The sequence below is a fragment of the Microbacterium sp. S1037 genome (genome assembly GCF_048381605.1).
GTDB classification, from domain to species: domain Bacteria; phylum Actinomycetota; class Actinomycetes; order Actinomycetales; family Microbacteriaceae; genus Microbacterium; species Microbacterium testaceum_B.
Map to the genome: position 1 here is coordinate 2,014,696 of NZ_JBLWIG010000001.1, position 17,716 is coordinate 2,032,411.

Genomic DNA, 17,716 nt, shown 5'->3' on the forward strand with positions numbered 1-17,716 from the left:
GTTTCCGGGAGGCTGCCGCCGGTAGCGTGGATGCCATGATCTCGGCCCCTCGCCTGTCGCTCCGCGACGGCTCCACGATCCCTCAGCTCGGCATCGGCACCTACAAGGTGCCCGCGGATCTCACCGCGGGCCTCGTCGAGGGCGCGCTCGCCGCCGGCTACCGCCACGTCGACACGGCCGCCCTGTACGGCAACGAGACCGAGGTGGGGGAGGGCCTGCGCGCTTCGGGTCTCGATCGCGACGAGGTCTTCGTGACGACGAAGGTGTGGAACGACGACCAGGGCTTCGACGAGACGTTGCGCGCGTTCGACGAGAGCGCCGCCCGCCTCGGCCTGGACCGGGTCGACCTGTACCTCATCCACTGGCCGATCCCCAGTGCCGACCGCTACGTCGAGACGTGGAAGGCGCTGGTGCGCCTGCAGCAGGAAGGACGCGCGATCTCGATCGGCGTGAGCAATTTCGCGATCCCGCATCTCGAGCGCCTGCGCGACGAGACCGGGCTGCTGCCGTCGGTCAACCAGGTCGAGCTGCACCCCCGGTTCCCGCAGAACGAGCTGGTGGATTGGGATGCCGAGAACGGGATCGTCACCGAATCCTGGGCCCCTCTCGCCCGTGGCGGACTACTCGACGAGCCCGTGCTCGCGCGGATCGCCGCGCGCTACGGCAAGACCCCCGCGCAGGTCGTCGTGCGCTGGCACCTCGACCGCGGACTCGTGGTGTTCCCGAAGTCGGTGTCGCTCGGCCGCATCCGCGAGAACGGTGAGGTGTTCGACTTCACCCTCGACGCCGACGACCACGCCGCGATCGCGACGCTGGAGACGGGCGAGCGCACCGGGCGCGACCCCTCGCTCGACTGAGCCCGCTCAGGTGTCGAGCCGCGCGTAGCGGGCGCGGAAGATCGTGAAGATGCCGTAGGCGAGGAAGCCCAGGCCCACGAGGACCGCGAGCAGCGGCCCCGCGGGCAGTGCCATGAGAACCGACACGGCGCCGTCCAGGCCCCCCGCCGTATCGGGTTCCACGCGGATGGCAGCGATCGTCACCAGCACGCCGACCACGCCGAGCGCGACGCCCTTGGCGACGAATCCCACGGCGCCCAGGGCGCTGAGGGCGTGTCCCGCCGCGCCGTCGGGGATCCTCACCTTGTCGTGGAACGAGCGTCGGACGCCCATCCACACGAAGCCGACACCGACTCCGGCGACGATGAGCCCGGCCGTCCCGAGCACGAATCCGCCGATCGGCAGCGTGAGGACGCTCTGACTCAGATCTTCGGTGGTCTGTTCCGCGCGGGGTCGGGCGCCGAGCGCGACCGCCGCTGAGATCACCCCGATCACCACGAAGACGATGCCCTGCGGTGCCTCCGCCGCGATCCGCGCGACCCGCTTGCGGCCGGACAGCCCGCGCGGCGCGACGGCCTGCAGCAGGTGCCAGCCGCCCAGCGCGACCAGTCCGACGGCGAGGCCCCAGAGGGTTACGGCGCCGAGCGGCAGAGCGGCCACCGCCCGGAAAGCCCCCGTCTGGTCGGTGTCCTCGGCCGCGCCGAAGCCGACGGCGAGCACGAGCCCGCCGACGAGGAGGTGCAGGATGCCATTGGCCACATAGCCCGCGCGGGCGGCGATGCGCAGTGCGGGGTTCGCCTCGGCCTCGCGAGCGGCGGATCGGGCGGAAGACGGCATCCCGGAACCGTATGCGCTCCGGCGTCGGAATGACAGCCGGTTGCGCACGACTCTCCTGCGCTGTGTCCGAGGGGTGGGGGCGCGATCGGGTCCGGGGCGCTGTTTATCATGGCCTGATGCCCGCTTCCCGCCGACCGCTCGTGCGCCGGTGGAACGCCCTCCCCGCGCTCACGCGCAACGCACCTCCGCGCGTTCTCCTCATCGTCGGAGCCGTGGTGGTGCTGCTCGGCGCGCTCATCGTCTCGCGGCCCCTCACCTCGATCGTGCTGCTCGGGGTCTACGTCGGCGCGAGCGCCGTGGTCATGGGCGTGTTCGAACTGTTCGGCCGGTCGACGAGGTGGTGGGCGCGGGCCGTCGCCGTGGCCTGGATCGTGGCGGGCGTCGCCGTCCTGGTGTGGTTGGGGCGTAGTCTCGAGCTGTTGCCGTCGGTCCTCGCCGTCCTCCTGGTGATCGGTGGGTTGGCCTCGGTCGGCCGCGCCGTCACGGGCGGTGCCGTCAGCGTCCGGGTGCTGTCGCTCGCGTGGGGGATCGCGCAGATCGCTTTCGGGGTGCTGTCGTTCACGTGGCCGGATGTGACCGTGCTGGTGCTCGCCGTCGTGTTCGGTGTGCGCACCATCGTGTTCGGTGTCGGGGTCTTCGCGCGTGGGGTGGGTGGCATCCGTCGTCGTCGTCCGCGAGCGACGCCGTTCGACGCCGACCGGGCCGTCCGTCGGCGGCGGCGGCGCGCCCGCTGGACCGCCGTCGGACGCTACGCGCTCTCGCTCGTCCTCGTCGCGACAGCCGCGGGCGGGTGGTGGCTCAACGACTGGCTGCACGAGGGCGCCCCCGTGGTCGACGCGTTCTACAACCCGCCCGCCGAGGTGCCGAGCGGCCACGGGCGGTTGATCCGTTCCGCCGCTTCGCCCTGGCGTGCCCCGCAGAACGGCGACGTCACGCGGATCCTGTACACGACCCGGGATGCCGTGAGCCGCCCCGCCGTGGCGAGCGCCATGGTCATCACCCCCAAGGACCCTCCGCCGGGGCCGCGTCCCGTCATCATCTGGAACCACGGCACGACGGGGGTCGCGCAGGGGTGCGCACCGAGCCTCCGTGACTCGACGGCCACCCGCTGGGCGATCCCCGCTCTCGAGCAGGCGTTGAAGGCCGGATGGGTCGTTGTCGCCTCGGACTTCTCGGGCCAGGGCGCCCCCGGCGCCTATCCGTACCTCATCGGCAAGGGCGAGGCCCGCTCGTCGCTCGACGCGGTGCTGGCTGCGGCCGAGCTCCGCAGCGACCTCACCCTCTCGCCCGACACGGTCGTGTGGGGACACTCCCAGGGCGGGCACGCGGCCCTGTGGACCACCGCGATCGCCGACGATTACGCGCCCGGCATCGACGTCCTCGGGACGGCGGTCGTCGCACCGGTCGCCGACCCGCCCGCTCTCGCGCGCGAACTGCTCTCCGGACCGCCGAACGCGATGCTCTCGGTCATCACGTCCTGGGTGCTGGTGCCGTACTCCGAGACCTACGCCGACGTCCACCTCGACGACTACATCGCCGAGGGTTCGCGTTCGATCGTCCTCGAGATGACGCAGCGGTGCCCGACGGAGCCCGGTGTGGTCGTGTCGGTCCTGACGGCCCTGGGCGTCTCGGAGGACCGCCCGCTGTACAGCGCCGACCTCACCGACGGCGCCCTCGGACGGCGCCTCGAAGAGAACGCGATGACCGAACCGCTCGGCACGCCGATGCTCGTGGCGTGGGGCGCCGACGACGAGGTCATCCCACCGAAGCTCCAGCGCGAGTACATCGACAAGCTCTGCGCCGAGGGGCAGCCCGTGCGGTGGGCGAGTTACGCGGGCTACGACCACCTGCGTCCGATCCTGCCGAAGTCGCGCTTCCTGCCCGTGCTCTACGACTGGACCAAGAACCTCATCGAACGCAAGCCCCAGGTCGTCGACGGGTGCGGGCTGCGGTGACCCGCAATACGGCGTGCGGGTGAAGATCATGTGTCGGGGCCATTGCCGTCTTGGCAGGGTGGCGCAGGACTGATTACGGTCGTTAGGTGCCCGACAAAAGCTCAGAGCTCCGCCCGACTCACCCGCTCGCCGTCGCGCCCGTCGTCGCCCCCGCGGCGTCGGTGGACGGCTTCACGAAGCAGTTCCTCCAGAATCTGAACTTCGACCAGGGCGTGACACTGTCGACCTCCGACGTCAACGATCAGTACCTCGCCCTCGCCTACACGGTGCGCGACTACCTGATGGCGCGCTGGTTCGACGACCGGGCGAAGCAGAAGACCCAGCAGGCGAAGACCGTCTGCTACCTGTCGGCGGAGTACCTGCTCGGGCGCCAGCTCGACAACAACCTCCTCGCCGCACGCCTCACCGACATCGCGACCGAGGCGCTCGCGCAGTGCGGGATCGACATCGACGCCGTGCGCGCCGTCGAGATCGAGCCGGGTCTCGGCAACGGCGGCCTGGGCCGCCTCGCCGCCTGCTTCATCGACTCTCTCGCGACCATGAGCGTTCCCACCATCGGGTACGGCATCCGCTACGAGTACGGCATCTTCCGCCAGAGCTTCGCGGACGGCCAGCAGATCGAGCAGCCCGACGCATGGACGCGTATGGGTTCGCCGTGGGACTTCGCCCACCCCGAAGCCGCGCAGACCATCTCGTTCGCCGGTCACACCGAGACCTACGACGACGAGGGCGTCACGCGCAGCCGGTGGATTCCCGAGTGGAACGTGCTCGCCGTGCCGTACAACATGATGGTCCCCGGCTACCACAACGGCCGCGTGAACACCCTGCGCCTGTGGCGCGCGGTCGCCACGAACGCCTTCGACCTCCACACCTTCAACTCGGGCGACTACGTCGAGTCCGTGCGCGCGCAGACCTTCGCCGAGAACATCTCCAAGGTGCTCTACCCCGAGGACTCCACGCCCCAGGGGAAGGAGCTGCGTCTGCAGCAGCAGTACTTCTTCGTCGCGGCATCCATCGCCGACTTCATCGAGAACGTCCTGCCCGACGACTTCGACCTCGAGAAGCTCCCCGAGCGCGTGATCTTCCAGCTCAACGACACCCACCCCGTGATCGGTGTGCCCGAGCTCATGCGCGTGCTCGTCGACGAGAAGAAGCTCGAGTGGGATGCCGCGTGGGCCATCACCCAGAAGTGCTTCGCCTACACGTGCCACACGCTGCTGCCCGAGGCCCTCGAGGTCTGGCCGGTCGACCTGCTCGGGCGTCTGCTGCCCCGGCATCTCGAAATCATCTACCGCATCAACGACGACTTCCTGCTCGAGGTGCGCGAGCGTTTCGGCGACGACGAGATGCTCATCCGCAACATGTCGATCATCGGCGAGCACCCCTCGCGCTCTGTCCGCATGGCGTACCTCGCCACGGTGGCGGGGTCCAAGGTCAACGGCGTCGCCGAGCTGCACTCGCAGCTGCTTCGCGACAACGTGCTCAAGGACTTCGCCCAGATGTGGCCCGACAAGTTCACCAACGTCACCAACGGCGTCACGCCCCGCCGCTTCCTGCGTCTCGCGAATCCCGAGCTGTCGGCGCTCATCACCGAGGCGCTCGGCGCCGGCTGGACCGTCGACCTCGAGCGCCTGCGGGGCCTGGAGGCCCTCGCCGACGACGCCGACTTCCGCGAGCGCTTCGCGGCCGTGAAGGCGTCGAACAAGCGGCGCCTGAGCCGTGTGCTCGAGGCGCGCGGCGAAGCCCCGCTCGACGACGGTCACCTGCTCGACGTCATGATCAAGCGCCTGCACGAGTACAAGCGTCAGACGCTGAAGGTGCTGCACATCGTCAGCACCTACGAGGGCATCGTCTCGGGGCGCCTGGATGTGGATGCCGTGCAGCCGCGCACCTTCCTCTTCGGCGCCAAGGCGGCTCCCGGCTACGGCATGGCCAAGCGCATCATCCACCTCATCAACGCCGTCGGTGACGTCGTGAGCGCCGACGAACGCGTGCAGGGCAAGCTGAAGGTGCTGTACCCGGCGAACTACAACGTGACCCTCGCCGAGAGCATCATCCCGGCCGCCGACCTGTCGGAGCAGATCTCGCTCGCCGGCAAGGAGGCATCGGGCACCGGCAACATGAAGCTCGCCCTCAACGGCGCGCTCACCATCGGCACCGACGACGGTGCGAACGTCGAGATCCGCAAGCTGGTCGGCGACGACAACTTCTTCCTCTTCGGCATGAGCGAGCCCGAGGTCGAGGCGCTGTGGGCCGAGGGGTATCGTCCCGCCGACTTCTATCAGGAAGACGGCGAGCTCCGCCGTGCGATCGACCTGATCGCCTCGGGCGCGTTCTCGGACGGCGACCGGTCGGTGTTCGAGCCGCTCGTGTCGAACCTCCTGTACGACGACCGGTTCATGGCGCTCGCCGACTTCCGCTCGTACCTCGACGCGCAGGACCGGGTCGACGCGGCCTACGCCGACCAGGACGCGTGGGTCCGCTCCGCGATCCTCAACGTCGCGCGCAGCGGATACTTCTCGTCCGACCGGGCGATGCGCGACTACCTCGACCGCATCTGGCACGCGACGCCGATCAGCTGAGGGGTTCCGGATGCCGGTTCTGGACGCCGGTTCCGGCGAGCGGCATCCGTTCTCTGGCAGGAAGCGGGCGGTCTCTGACCGTCGCGCGCCTGCCCTCGATCGCGCGGGCGCGGCAGAGTGGGGGTCCACCCGAACCCGGAGGCCCCGTGCACCTCGTCGACATCCCCGTGCCCGACACCCTCGCCGCTCGCGGGGCTCTCGCCCTGGCGGAGCAGTACCAGACACCCGCGATCACCGCCCATGCGCTGCGCTCGTGGCTGTGGGCCGAGGCGTTCGCCCGAATCGACGGGATCACCGGGATCGACCATGAGCTGCTCTACGTCGCCGCGGTGCTGCACGACATCGGCACGGTGACGGAGTTCGACAACCACACGATCTCGTACGAGCACGCGGGCGGCCACGTCGGCGTCGCCCTCACCGCCGGGGCCGGCTGGCCGCGGGAGCGCCGACAGCGCGTTCTCGACGTCGTCGTGCGGCACAACTGGCCGAGCGTGGATCCGTCGATGGATGCCGAGGGCTACCTCCTCGAGACGGCGACCGCGCTCGACATTTCAGGCGCGCGGCCGGATGCTCTTCCCGCCGCGTTCATCGCCGAGGTGCTCGTCGCCTACCCGCGGGGTGCCCTCGCCGAGGAGTTCGGCGCGTGCGTGCTCGATCAGGCGACGCGCAAGCCCGACACGGCGGCTCGGCGCCTGGTCGACGGGGGAGTGGTGGCCAAGCTCGCGGCGAATCCGCTCGAACGGCTGGGGGAGGCGGCCGAGGCCGAGCGAAATTCCTGAGAAAACGAGCGTCCGTGGCGGCTCGCGGCCTGTTTCCGCGACCCGCCGGACGTTCGGCGTCAGAATCTCAGGAGTTTCGCACCGTGCCGCGTGGCGTGCCGCGCGCCGCACCCGGGAAACGCCTGTGCAACCTGCGGGCGATCGTGCTCGGGTCGCCGAGTCGGTGGCATCCCGGGTATCGTAGGGGGGTTGTCGGCGCCGGTCGTGCCGACGAAAGCTGAACAACGGAGGGCCTTGTGGACATCGATCTCGCACTTCTGAAGACGATCGAACGCGAGAAGGAGATCCCCTTCGACGAACTCGCGCGCATCATCGAGCAGGCGATCCTCACCGCCTACGCCAAGCACATCTCGCCCAGCGGCGAGATCCCCGCGGGCGCGCGCGCCTCGCTCGACCGCAAGACCGGTCACGTGGGCATCTTCACGCCCGTCACCGACGACGAGGGCGCCGTCATCGGCGAAGAGGAGCAGGCTCCCGACGACTTCGGCCGCATCGCCGCCTTCGCCGCGAAGCAGGTCATCAGCCAGCGTCTGCGCGACATCGCCGACGACGCCGTTCTGGGTGAGTTCCGCGGCAAAGAGGGCGACATCGTCGCGGGTGTCGTGCAGCAGGGCCCCAACCCCCGCATGGTGCACGTCGATCTCGGCACGGTCGAGGCGATCCTCCCGCCCGAGGAGCAGGTGCCCGGTGAGACCTACGCGCACGGTTCGCGGCTGCGCGTCTACGTGACGAGCGTCGCCAAGGGCAACAAGGGTCCGCAGATCACGGTCTCGCGCACCCACCCCGGGCTGGTCCGCAAGCTCTTCGCCCTCGAAGTGCCCGAGATCGCCGCCGGCCTGGTCGAGATCGTGTCGCTGGCCCGCGAAGCCGGTCACCGCTCGAAGATCGCCGTCAAGGCGAACGACCCCACGGTCAACGCCAAGGGCGCCTGCATCGGCGAGCTCGGCCGCCGTGTGCGCGCGGTCACCGAAGAGCTCGCCGGCGAGAAGATCGACATCATCGACTACGACGCCGAGCTCCCTCGCTTCGTCGCGAACGCGCTGTCGCCGGCCAAGGTCACCTCGTCGTTCGTCCTCGACGCGTCGACCAAGGCCGTACGCGCGCTCGTTCCCGACTACCAGCTGTCGCTGGCGATCGGCAAGGAAGGGCAGAACGCGCGTCTCGCCGCCAAGCTCACCGGCGCCAAGATCGACATCCAGCCCGACAGCATCCTCGAAGACAACTGAGCCGCCGTCGCTGCGCTGACGGCGAGGTGTACGATGGAACCTGTACGAACGTGCGTCGGATGCCGCGCACGCGCCCCCCGATCTTCGCTTCTGCGTGTGGTCGCGGACGGGTCGGTCCTCGTCAGAGACGAGCGAGCGGTCCTGCCCGGGCGGGGAGCGTGGGTGCACGAGACGGACGACTGCGTGGGAAAAGCTCTCACACGTCGCGCCTTCGTACGAGCATTGCGTGTGTCAGGCCCGCTTGACACGCAGACCTTCGAATCAACCCTCCAGCGAAAAGGCTGAACGGCTATGGACACGAAGTGAACGGCTCGAAATGAGACCCGTCCGCAACTAACGGTCTGCCCTGTCCGGGGTAGGCCCCAGACAGGAGAATTGTGGCAAAACCACGCGTGCACGAGATCGCTTCCGAGCTCGGCGTCGACAGCAAGGTCGCGCTTGCGAAGCTGAAGGAGCTCGGCGAGTTCGTCAAGAGCCCTTCATCCACCATCGAGCCCCCCGTGGCTCGTAAGCTCCGCGCCGCCCTGGCGGCCGAGGGCTCTTCCGGCTCCGCGGATGCCAAGCCCGCCGCTCCCGCGGCGCGCCCCGGCTCCGGCGCTCGCCCCGGCCCCGCGCGTCCCGCGGCGACCCCCGGCGCGCGTCCCTCGGGCCCCACCCCCGGACCCGCGAAGCCCGCAGCTCCGGCCGCTCCCGCGGCATCGGCTCCCGCTGCGTCCGCCCCCGCGGCATCCACTCCCGCGCCCTCGGCCCCGGCCGAGAAGACCGCGGCTCCCGCAGCGAAGACGCCGTCCTCGCCGCCGAGCCCCGGCTCCACCGCGCCGAAGCCCGGCCCCGCCGGCAACACCCCCCAGGCTCCGCGCCCGGGTGGCGGTGCCCCGCGCCCCGGCAACAACCCCTTCGCCTCCTCGCAGGGCATGGGCCAGCGTCCCGCCGGCCCCCGTCCGGGCAACAACCCCTTCGCCTCGGCGCAGGGCATGGGCCAGCGCCCGACCCCGGGCAACATCCCGCGTCCGCAGGCTCCGCGTCCCGGTGCCCCGCGTCCCGGCGCTCCGCGTCCCGGTGGCGCCGGTCGCCCCGGTGGCGGCGGTCGTCCCGGCGCTCCGTTCCAGCAGCGTCCCGGCGGCCCCGGCCGTCCCGGCGGTGCCGGCGGCGGCTTCCAGCGCCCCGGTGGCGGTGCTCCCGCCGGTGGGTTCGCCGGTCGTCCCGGTGGCGGCGGTGGCCGTGGCCGTGGTCCCGGCGGTGGCACCGCGGGTGCCTTCGGCAAGGGCGGCGGTAAGTCCAAGCAGCGTAAGTCGCGTCGGGCGAAGCGGCAGGAATTCGAGATGCGGTCGGCGCCGGTCGTCGGCGGCGTCAACGTCTCGAAGGGTAACGGCGAGATCATCCGCCTGCGTCGCGGTGCGTCCATCGCCGACTTCGCGGACAAGCTCGAGGCTCTGCGCGGCTACACCGTGCAGCCCGGCACGCTCGTGACCATCCTGTTCAACCTGGGCGAGATGGCCACCGCGACCGAGTCGCTCGACGAGGCCACCTTCGAGGTCCTCGGTGCCGAGCTCGGCTACAAGATCCAGATGGTCTCGCCCGAGGACGAAGACAAAGAGCTCCTCGAGGGCTTCGGTCTCGACCTCGACGCCGAACTGGAGGCCGAGAGCGAGGACGACCTCGAGATCCGTCCTCCCGTGGTCACCGTCATGGGCCACGTCGACCACGGTAAGACGCGACTGCTCGACGCCATTCGCCAGACCAACGTGGTCGCGGGCGAGGCCGGCGGCATCACGCAGCACATCGGTGCGTACCAGATCTGGACCGAGCACGAGGGCATCGAGCGCGCGATCACCTTCATCGACACCCCGGGTCACGAGGCGTTCACCGCCATGCGTGCCCGTGGTGCGCAGGTGACCGACATCGCGATCCTCGTGGTCGCCGCCGACGACGGCATCATGCCCCAGACGGTCGAGGCGCTGAACCACGCCCAGGCGGCGAACGTGCCGATCGTGGTCGCGGTCAACAAGGTCGACAAGCCGGATGCCAACCCCGCCAAGGTGCGCCAGCAGCTCACCGAGTACGGCCTGGTCGCCGAGGAGTACGGCGGCGACGTCATGTTCGTCGACGTGTCGGCCCGACAGGGCACGAACATCCAGGAGCTCCTGGACGCCGTGCTGCTCACCGCCGACGCCGGGCTCGACCTCACGGCCAACCCGAACAAGGCGGCCCGCGGTGTCGCGATCGAAGCGAAGCTCGACAAGGGCCGCGGTTCGGTCGCCACGGTGCTCATCCAGTCCGGAACGCTGCGCGTCGGCGACGCGATCGTCGCCGGCACGGCCTATGGCCGCGTCCGCGCGATGATGGACGAGAACGGCGAAGCGGTCGAAGAGGCCTACCCGTCGCGTCCCGTGCAGGTGCAGGGTCTCAACTCGGTTCCCCGCGCCGGCGACGTCTTCATCGTCACCGAGGAAGACCGCACCGCGCGCCAGATCGCCGAGAAGCGCGAAGCCGCCGAGCGCAACGCCCAGCTGGCCAAGGCCCGCAAGCGCATCTCGCTCGAGGACTTCACCCGTGCTCTCGAAGAGGGCAAGGTCGAGTCGCTCAACCTCATCATCAAGGGTGACGTGTCGGGTGCCGTCGAGGCCCTCGAAGAGTCGCTGCTCAAGATCGAGGTCGACGACAGCGTCCAGCTGCGCATCATCCACCGCGGTGTGGGTGCGATCACCGAGTCGGACATCAACCTGGCCACGATCGACAACGCGATCGTGATCGGCTTCAACGTCCGTCCCGACACGAAGGCCCGTGAGCGTGCCGCCCGCGAGGGTGTCGACGTGCGGTTCTACTCCGTCATCTACAACGCGATCGACGACGTCGAGCAGTCGCTCAAGGGCCTGCTCAAGCCGGAGTTCGAAGAGGTGCAGTCGGGTGTCGCCGAGATCCGCGAGGTGTTCCGCTCCTCGAAGTTCGGCAACATCGCCGGTGTCATCGTGCGGTCGGGAACGATCACGCGCAACGCCAAGGCTCGTGTCATCCGCGACGGTGTCGTGCTGGCCGACGGCCTGCAGATCGAGTCGCTGCGTCGCTTCAAGGACGACGTCACCGAGGTGCGCACGGACTTCGAGGCCGGTATCGGTCTGGGCAAGTTCAACGACATCCAGGTCGGTGACGAGATCGAAACGACGGAACTCGTCGAGAAGCCGCGAGGCTGATTCGCTGGGCGGGCGTCGCGTCTTCGGGCGCGGCTCCCGCTTCGGCCTGCGGGGGGTGTGTGCTTCCCCGAGCAGAGCGGGGCCCCTACCCGATGCTCGGGGAAGCACACACCCCCTCCGGCCTACGCTGGGTGCGGCTCCCTCCGCGGGAGGCCCACCCGGCGGATGAGCCGCGGGGCGCTCGACTCGCGGCGGTACAGGGAAAGAAGGAGAAGGACGTGGCAGGGGAACGACAGGCCCGGGTGGCCGACCGCATCCGCGTGGTGCTCGCGGAGCGCCTCGAGAAGGGGCTGCGCGACCCGCGGCTCGGATTCGTGACGATCACCGACGTGCGCGTCACGGGCGATCTCCAGCACGCGTCGGTGTTCTACACCGTCATGGGCGACGAGGCGCACCGCAACGACACCGCGGCGGCGCTGAAGTCGGCGACCGGCATGCTGCGCAGCGAGGTCGGCAAGAACCTCAACACGCGACTCACCCCGACGCTCGAGTTCATCCTCGATGCGATCCCCGAGAACGCCGACCACATCTCCGCGCTGCTGCGCGAGGCGCGCGAGCGTGACGAGTCCGTCGCGGGCCTGGCCGCATCCGCCAGCTACGCCGGGGAAGCCGACCCATACGTGAAGCCGCGCGAGCACGACGACCTCGACGACGAGGATGAGGACGACGAGCAGGACGAGGAAGACCGCGACGACGGGGCCTGAACCCGCTGAGACGACGGCCGGATGTCACACCCCGAGGGGGTGGCATCCGGCCGTCGTCGTTCGAGGGGTGACCTCCGTCTCACGGGGGAGGTGTCGGGAGAGCCCTCGTCCTACGGTCGAGGTATGCACGTACAGAATCGACCCGATTGGCCGGCGATCGCCGTGTTCGCGGTGACCTCGCTGGTTCTGTCCTGGCTGGTCGCCCTTCCCCTCTGGTTGGGAGGGCGGGGGCTTCACGATCTTTTCTTCGGGCTGGTCGCGGCGGCGATGATGTTCACTCCCGCGCTGGCCACGGTCGCTGCCCTCCTCGTGCAGCGGCGCACGCGCGGGCGCCGAGGGGCGCGCGTGGTCCTGCGCGAACTCGGCATGTGGCCGCTGCGCCCGGCGGCACGGACGATCTGGATGTGCGTGGCGGTCATCTTCGCTGCTCCCGTCCTCGTGGCGCTCGGGCTCTTCGTGATGTCGGTGACCGGCATCCTGACTCTCGATCTGGTGGGCTTCTCGGGGTTCGCCCAGACGCTCCAGGAAGCCGTCCCGGCGGGGACGCCCCTCCCGCCGATGGGCGTGCTGGTCGTGGTGCAGCTGGCGATGATCCCGCTCGGGGCGCTGTTCAACGCCCCGCTGGCCTTCGGCGAGGAACTCGGCTGGCGCGGCTGGCTGCTGCCCGCCCTGCGCCCGCTCGGAACCTGGCCCGCGCTTCTGATCTCGGGGGCGTTCTGGGGACTGTGGCACGCGCCGCTGATCCTGCTCGGCTACAACTTCGCCGAGCCGAACGCCTTCGGCGTGCTGCTGATGATCGTCGGCTGCGTCTTGTTCGGGGTCCTGCTCGGGTGGACGCGTCTGCGCACCGCATCGGTGTGGCCGGCGGTGTTCGCGCACGGGGCCTTCAACGCCTCGGCGGGAATGGTGGCGCTGTTCCTCGCCGCGGGCGCGCCCACGCCCCCGTTGATGGTGATGTCGCCCCTCGGCGTGGTCATGTGGGGTGTCTTCGCCGTCGTCATCGCCGTCCTGGTGGTGTTGGGGCAGTTCCGTCCCGCGCGCCTGGCAGCCGAGCTGGGTCCCGACCGCCGGCGGGCGCCGGCGGAGGTTCCGTCGACGGCATCCTGAGTCGCCGGGTCGTGCAGGGCCGTGCCATGCCGTGCCGTCAGGCGGAGTCGGGAGACGACACGCCGCGGGGCGGGGCCCGGTCACGGCGTGTCGGCGACGGACTCCGCGCGACGGTACAGCGGGGCCGCGGCCCTGCCCCCGCGGCTGTGGTCGGACATTCGGGCAGAGCGGCCGGACGTCAGCGCGGCCGGACGTCAGCGCGGCAGGTGGAGCAGGTCGTCCTCGGCCTCGACGAGACCGTCCGAGATCAGCGAGTCGATCGCGCGGTCGCGTTGGGTCGCGTCCGGCCAGTCGGGCAGCACCGCGAACAGCGGCACGGGAGTCGGCGCCGCCTCCCGCAGGGTCTTGAGCACCGCTCCGCGCGCCTGCCGGTCGCTGCCCTCGTAGGTGGCCTGCTTACGGCGGCGGTCCTCGGACGCGGGGTAGCCGGCCGCGCGCCACGCGCACTGCGCGGCCAGCGGGCAGGCATCGCACTTCGGCGATCGGGCCGTGCAGATGATCGCCCCGAGCTCCATCGCGGCGGCGTTCACGATCGCCGCTTCCGCGATGTCGGCGGGGAGTTCGGCATCCATGCGCTCGAGATCGCGCCGGTGCGGCGGGCCCGGTTGCGCGCGACCTTCGACGGCGCGGGCGAGCACACGCCGGGTGTTGGTGTCGACGACCGGATGCCGATCGCCGTAGGCGAAGACCGCGACAGCGCGCGCGGTGTAATCGCCGATTCCGGTCAGCGCGAGGAGCGCGTCGACGTCGCGCGGAACGACGCCGTCATGGCGATCGCGGATCTCGACGGCCGCGCGGTGCAGCCACAGCGCACGCCGGGGGTAGCCGAGGTTCGACCACCGGGTCACCGCTTCCGCGGGCGGGGAGGCGGCGAGATCGGACGGCGTGGGCCACCGCTCGAGCCACGCCTCGAGGTGCGGGATGACGCGGTTCACCGGTGTCTGCTGCAGCATGAACTCGCTGACGAGGGTGCCCCACGCGCCGAACCCCTCGCGGCGCCACGGGAGGTCGCGCGCCGCGTCGCGGTACCACGCGATGAGCGGGGCGGCGAGTCCTGGCATCCGTCCAGCCTACGGGCGCGCGTGCGTCTCGGTCGGTGCGCATAAACGGCATCCACGCACAGAAACACGGGGAGAGCGCGTTTCTGTGCGCGGATCGCGTTTATGCGTGCGATCCCGGCGGCCGGGCGGATCGGTGTCGGTGGTCGAAAGTAGGCTGGGAGCATGTCGTCGCCCGAGAATCCCGTCCAGACTCTGCAGCGGAGCCTGCGCGACCTGATGCGGCAGAACGCCCGCGCGGGCCGCGTCGTGGTGGCCGTCGACGGACTGGATGCCGACCAGACGCGGGCTTTCGCCGACGGGTTCGCCGCGGTGCTCGGCGAAGACGGCACACCCGTCGAGCGTGCGAGCGTCGGGGACTCCGAGCCCGACGTCCGCGAGAGCATCGTCGCGCCGTTCCGCGCGGGCGAGGGCGACGCCGCCCTCGTGGTCGACGGACGTTTCCTCCACGCGCCCGAGCGCCGGGGACTGTGGAACTACTCGGTCTGGCTCGAGAGCAACCCGCCGATCGGCTCGCCGCGCCCCGAGCTCCCCGACGCCGAGAAGCACTACCTCGCGACCGCGCGGCCGAAGGCGGCCGCGTCGGCGATCGTCGAGAACTCCGACCCCGCTCACCCCGTGCAGGTCTTCGGGGACTTCTGCTGATGGTGCGTCCCGGCATCCTCCTGGTCGACAAACCCGGGGGCATCACCAGCCATGACGTCGTGTCGCGCGCCCGACGCGCGCTCGGCACTCGCAAGATCGGGCACGCCGGCACCCTCGACCCCATGGCGACGGGGCTGCTCGTGCTCGGTGTCGAGGGCGCGACCCGGCTGCTGAGGTACATCGTCGGCGCCGACAAGACGTACGAGGCGACGATCCTGCTGGGTGTTTCGACCGACAGCGACGACGCCGACGGGGTCGAGACGTCACGGACGGATGCCACGACCGTCACCGACGACGCGATCGCCGCGGGCATCGCCGACCTCACCGGCGACATCGAGCAGGTGCCGAGCACCGTGTCGGCGATCAAGGTGGCGGGGCGCCGTGCCTACGACCTCGCCCGCGCGGGGGAGGAGGTCGAGCTGAAGGCGCGTCGCGTGACCGTGTCGCGCTTCGACGTCCATGCCGTTCGCCGGGGCGAGGGGGCCGTCGAGCTCGACGTCGTCGTCGACTGCACGAGCGGGACCTACATCCGCGCTCTCGCCCGCGACCTCGGCCGAGCCCTCGGCGTGGGTGGGCACCTCACCATGTTGCGCCGCACGCGCATCGGCGCGTTCGACGTCGCCGCCGCGGCATCCGTCGACGACATCGCCGAGGAGCGGCTCGTCAACCCGGCGACGGCCGCCTCGGTCGTCGTGGGCGCGATCGCCGTCGGCGAAGACGAGGCCCGCGACCTGCGTCACGGTAAGCGCATCGACGGCGGCGGTCGCCTGACGGGGGCCGTGGCCGCCGCGATCGACCCCGACGGGCGGCTCGTCGGCATCGTGGAGAAGCGGGGCGCGCAGCTGAAGAGCGTCATGAACATGCCCGAGGAGGTCGCCCGATGATCCTGTGGTTCACGCTCGCGCAGGTGGGTATCGCCGTCCTCGCCGGGATCGTCGCGATCGTCGCGGGGCTCATCGGCCGCCGCCCGGGCGACGTCACCGTCGGCTCGCTCGCTCTCATCGAACTGCTGCTCATCGTGCAGATCGTGGTCGCGATCATCGCGCCGTTGGCGGGAAACCCACCGTCCGGCAGCCTGCTCGAGTTCTGGACGTACCTCGTCTCGGCCGCCCTCGTGCCGGTTGCGGGCGCCGCGTGGGCGCTCATCGAACGCAGTCGGTGGAGCACCGTGATCATGGGCGTCGCCGCCCTGGCGGTCGCCGTGATGGTCTGGCGCATGCACGTGATCTGGACGGTGCAGCTGGCCTGAGGGGTGGATGCCGTGGCGAGCGGCTGCGCGCCGGTCCCTCTTCTTTCGACAGACTCAGGGGCCTGCGTCGAGGTGGCGGAGCTCGTCGAAGCCACCGAGTGCCCGGTGTCAGGGTGTCCGGCGGAGGCCACGCCGGGCGGCGACCGCGCGCGCCAACTAGAATCGTTGAGTCATGGCATCCACCACTCCCACCCGCACCCGGGGGATGACCGGCATCGGCCGTGTCCTCGTCGTCGTCTACGGCATCATGGCGCTCGCCGCCACCGGCCGTTCTTTCGTGCAGATCGTGCGCGAGTTCGATGACGCCCCGCTGGCGTACTCACTGTCGGCCCTTGCGGCGGTCGTGTACATCCTCGCGACGCTCGCGCTCATCTTCTCGGCGCGGCCGGCGTGGTACCGCGTGGCGTGGATCGCGATCGGCTTCGAACTTGTCGGCGTGCTCGTCGTGGGCACGCTGAGCCTCGTCGACCCCGCGCTGTTCCAGCATCCGACCGTGTGGTCGGTCTACGGCTACGGATACCTCTTCATTCCGCTCGTCCTGCCCTTCCTCGGGCTCTGGTGGCTGATGCGCCACCGCCGGACGGCGTCGTGATCGTCTTCCGCGACGCGGCCGAGGTCCCCGCGGATTTCGGACCGTCGGTCGTCGCGATCGGCAAGTTCGACGGCGTGCACACCGGTCACCGCGCGGTGATCGACCGCGCCCGCGTCGACGCCTCCGACGGCGCGAAGGTCGTCGCGGTGACGTTCGACCGCAATCCGCTCAGCGTGCTTCGGCCCGACCGCTGCCCGCCGGACGTGATCGGCCCGCACCAGAAGCTCGATCTGCTCGACCGGGCCGGAGTGGATGCCACGCTCCTGCTGACCTTCGACGAAGCCCTCGCCGCGATCCCCGCCGAGGAGTTCGCGCGCCGCGTGATCGTCGACGCCCTGCAGGCGCGGACGGTGCTCGTCGGGCGCGACTTCCGCTTCGGCGCGGGCGGTGCGGGCGACCCCGACCTCCTGACCCGCATGGGAGCGGAGCACGGCTTCCGCGTCGACGTGGTCGACGATGTGCGCGCGGTGCACGCCGATCGGCGCGTGTCGTCGACGTGGATTCGTGAGGCCCTCTCGGCGGGCGACGTCACGACGGCCGCGCGCCTGCTCGGCCGTGCCCCCTCCGTCTGGGGCGAGGTCGTGCACGGGCTCAAGCGCGGACGCGAACTCGGCTACCCGACGGCGAACCTCTCACCCGACCTCGAGGGGTTCGTCCCCGCCGACGGCGTCTACGCCGGGTGGCTCGTCGACGTCGAGGGCGGACGCCGCATCAGCTATCCCGCCGCCATCAGCGTCGGCACCAATCCCACCTTCGACGACGTGCATGCGCGCCAGGTCGAGGCGTACGTCCTCGACGAGACAGGCCTCGACCTCTACGGCCATCACGTCGAGGTGCGCTTCGTGGAGCGCGTCCGCGGGATGGTCGCGTTCGACGGCATCGACGCCCTGCTGGTGCAGATGGCCGACGACGTGGAGCGCACGCGGGCGATCCTGCGCTGACGCGGGGACGCGGG

General features: G+C 70.5%; 16 protein-coding genes. 14 read left to right on the plus strand and 2 right to left on the minus strand.

The window, feature by feature from the left end; all coding sequences use genetic code 11:
* The first annotated feature begins 35 nt into the window (after nt 1-35).
* Nucleotides 36-857: an aldo/keto reductase gene (locus ACMW4R_RS09110; RefSeq protein WP_418299712.1), complete on the plus strand. Its 822-nt coding sequence runs from the start codon at nt 36-38 to the stop codon at nt 855-857.
* A 6-nt stretch (nt 858-863) separates the two neighbouring features.
* On the opposite strand, the gene ACMW4R_RS09115 is transcribed toward ACMW4R_RS09110, so the two are convergent.
* Nucleotides 864-1,673: a DUF1206 domain-containing protein gene (locus ACMW4R_RS09115; RefSeq protein WP_418299713.1), complete on the minus strand. Its 810-nt coding sequence runs from the start codon at nt 1,671-1,673 to the stop codon at nt 864-866.
* Nucleotides 1,674-1,789: 116 nt separating this feature from the next.
* Here ACMW4R_RS09115 and ACMW4R_RS09120 point away from each other — a divergent pair, with 116 nt between their 5' ends.
* From ACMW4R_RS09120 to ACMW4R_RS09155, 8 genes are all read left to right on the plus strand, one after another.
* Entirely contained in the window at nt 1,790-3,628 is a 1,839-nt protein-coding gene (locus tag ACMW4R_RS09120; protein WP_058629432.1) for an alpha/beta fold hydrolase, read from the plus strand.
* A gap of 86 nt (nt 3,629-3,714) precedes the next feature.
* Nucleotides 3,715-6,210: a glycogen/starch/alpha-glucan phosphorylase gene (locus ACMW4R_RS09125; RefSeq protein WP_363337382.1), complete on the plus strand. Its 2,496-nt coding sequence runs from the start codon at nt 3,715-3,717 to the stop codon at nt 6,208-6,210.
* Between the two features lie 146 nt (nt 6,211-6,356).
* A complete protein-coding gene (locus ACMW4R_RS09130; RefSeq protein ID WP_058597056.1) occupies nt 6,357-6,989 on the plus strand; it encodes an HD domain-containing protein in 633 nt (210 codons plus the stop codon).
* A gap of 236 nt (nt 6,990-7,225) precedes the next feature.
* Nucleotides 7,226-8,215, plus strand: coding sequence for a transcription termination factor NusA (gene nusA, locus ACMW4R_RS09135; protein WP_058629429.1), 990 nt, complete (start codon nt 7,226-7,228; stop codon nt 8,213-8,215).
* Between the two features lie 33 nt (nt 8,216-8,248).
* The gene (locus ACMW4R_RS09140; RefSeq protein ID WP_081319165.1) at nt 8,249-8,500 is read left to right on the plus strand and encodes a YlxR family protein; all 252 of its coding nucleotides are present in this window, start codon (nt 8,249-8,251) and stop codon (nt 8,498-8,500) included.
* A gap of 92 nt (nt 8,501-8,592) precedes the next feature.
* A complete protein-coding gene (gene infB / locus ACMW4R_RS09145; RefSeq protein ID WP_418299714.1) occupies nt 8,593-11,406 on the plus strand; it encodes a translation initiation factor IF-2 in 2,814 nt (937 codons plus the stop codon).
* Nucleotides 11,407-11,624: 218 nt separating this feature from the next.
* The gene (gene rbfA / locus ACMW4R_RS09150) at nt 11,625-12,110 is read left to right on the plus strand and encodes a 30S ribosome-binding factor RbfA (RefSeq protein ID WP_418299715.1); all 486 of its coding nucleotides are present in this window, start codon (nt 11,625-11,627) and stop codon (nt 12,108-12,110) included.
* A gap of 123 nt (nt 12,111-12,233) precedes the next feature.
* Nucleotides 12,234-13,217 (plus strand): lysostaphin resistance A-like protein, encoded by a 984-nt coding sequence (locus tag ACMW4R_RS09155; protein WP_418299716.1) that lies wholly within the window; start codon nt 12,234-12,236, stop codon nt 13,215-13,217.
* A gap of 194 nt (nt 13,218-13,411) precedes the next feature.
* On the opposite strand, the gene ACMW4R_RS09160 is transcribed toward ACMW4R_RS09155, so the two are convergent.
* A complete protein-coding gene (locus ACMW4R_RS09160; RefSeq protein ID WP_418299717.1) occupies nt 13,412-14,278 on the minus strand; it encodes an A/G-specific adenine glycosylase in 867 nt (288 codons plus the stop codon).
* Nucleotides 14,279-14,440: 162 nt separating this feature from the next.
* Here ACMW4R_RS09160 and ACMW4R_RS09165 point away from each other — a divergent pair, with 162 nt between their 5' ends.
* The 5 genes from ACMW4R_RS09165 (at nt 14,441) to ACMW4R_RS09185 (ending at nt 17,702) form a co-directional block, all read left to right on the plus strand.
* A complete protein-coding gene (locus ACMW4R_RS09165; RefSeq protein WP_418299718.1) occupies nt 14,441-14,920 on the plus strand; it encodes a hypothetical protein in 480 nt (159 codons plus the stop codon).
* Nucleotides 14,920-15,804, plus strand: coding sequence for a tRNA pseudouridine(55) synthase TruB (gene truB / locus ACMW4R_RS09170; RefSeq protein ID WP_418299719.1), 885 nt, complete (start codon nt 14,920-14,922; stop codon nt 15,802-15,804). The genes ACMW4R_RS09165 and truB overlap by 1 nt, the downstream gene beginning before the upstream one ends.
* The gene (locus ACMW4R_RS09175; protein WP_418299720.1) at nt 15,801-16,169 is read left to right on the plus strand and encodes a hypothetical protein; all 369 of its coding nucleotides are present in this window, start codon (nt 15,801-15,803) and stop codon (nt 16,167-16,169) included. Before truB ends, ACMW4R_RS09175 begins: the two co-directional genes overlap by 4 nt.
* Before the next feature lie 172 nt (nt 16,170-16,341).
* A complete protein-coding gene (locus tag ACMW4R_RS09180; RefSeq protein ID WP_058597694.1) occupies nt 16,342-16,761 on the plus strand; it encodes a hypothetical protein in 420 nt (139 codons plus the stop codon).
* Nucleotides 16,758-17,702, plus strand: a complete 945-nt coding sequence (locus ACMW4R_RS09185; protein ID WP_058597695.1) for a bifunctional riboflavin kinase/FAD synthetase — start codon at nt 16,758-16,760, stop codon at nt 17,700-17,702. Before ACMW4R_RS09180 ends, ACMW4R_RS09185 begins: the two co-directional genes overlap by 4 nt.
* The last annotated feature ends 14 nt before the right edge of the window (nt 17,703-17,716 follow it).

What these genes read in the sequence shown, in the direction of transcription:
- ACMW4R_RS09110 (WP_418299712.1), top strand. Translation starts at nt 36, where the DNA reads ATGATCTCGGCCCCTCGCCTGTCGCTCCGCGACGGCTCCACGATCCCT.
- ACMW4R_RS09115 (WP_418299713.1), bottom strand. Translation starts at nt 1,673, where the DNA reads ATGCCGTCTTCCGCCCGATCCGCCGCTCGCGAGGCCGAGGCGAACCCC.
- ACMW4R_RS09120 (WP_058629432.1), top strand. Translation starts at nt 1,790, where the DNA reads ATGCCCGCTTCCCGCCGACCGCTCGTGCGCCGGTGGAACGCCCTCCCC.
- ACMW4R_RS09140 (WP_081319165.1), top strand. Translation starts at nt 8,249, where the DNA reads ATGGAACCTGTACGAACGTGCGTCGGATGCCGCGCACGCGCCCCCCGA.
- ACMW4R_RS09155 (WP_418299716.1), top strand. Translation starts at nt 12,234, where the DNA reads ATGCACGTACAGAATCGACCCGATTGGCCGGCGATCGCCGTGTTCGCG.
- ACMW4R_RS09160 (WP_418299717.1), bottom strand. Translation starts at nt 14,278, where the DNA reads ATGCCAGGACTCGCCGCCCCGCTCATCGCGTGGTACCGCGACGCGGCG.
- ACMW4R_RS09165 (WP_418299718.1), top strand. Translation starts at nt 14,441, where the DNA reads ATGTCGTCGCCCGAGAATCCCGTCCAGACTCTGCAGCGGAGCCTGCGC.
- truB (WP_418299719.1), top strand. Translation starts at nt 14,920, where the DNA reads ATGGTGCGTCCCGGCATCCTCCTGGTCGACAAACCCGGGGGCATCACC.
- ACMW4R_RS09175 (WP_418299720.1), top strand. Translation starts at nt 15,801, where the DNA reads ATGATCCTGTGGTTCACGCTCGCGCAGGTGGGTATCGCCGTCCTCGCC.
- ACMW4R_RS09180 (WP_058597694.1), top strand. Translation starts at nt 16,342, where the DNA reads ATGGCATCCACCACTCCCACCCGCACCCGGGGGATGACCGGCATCGGC.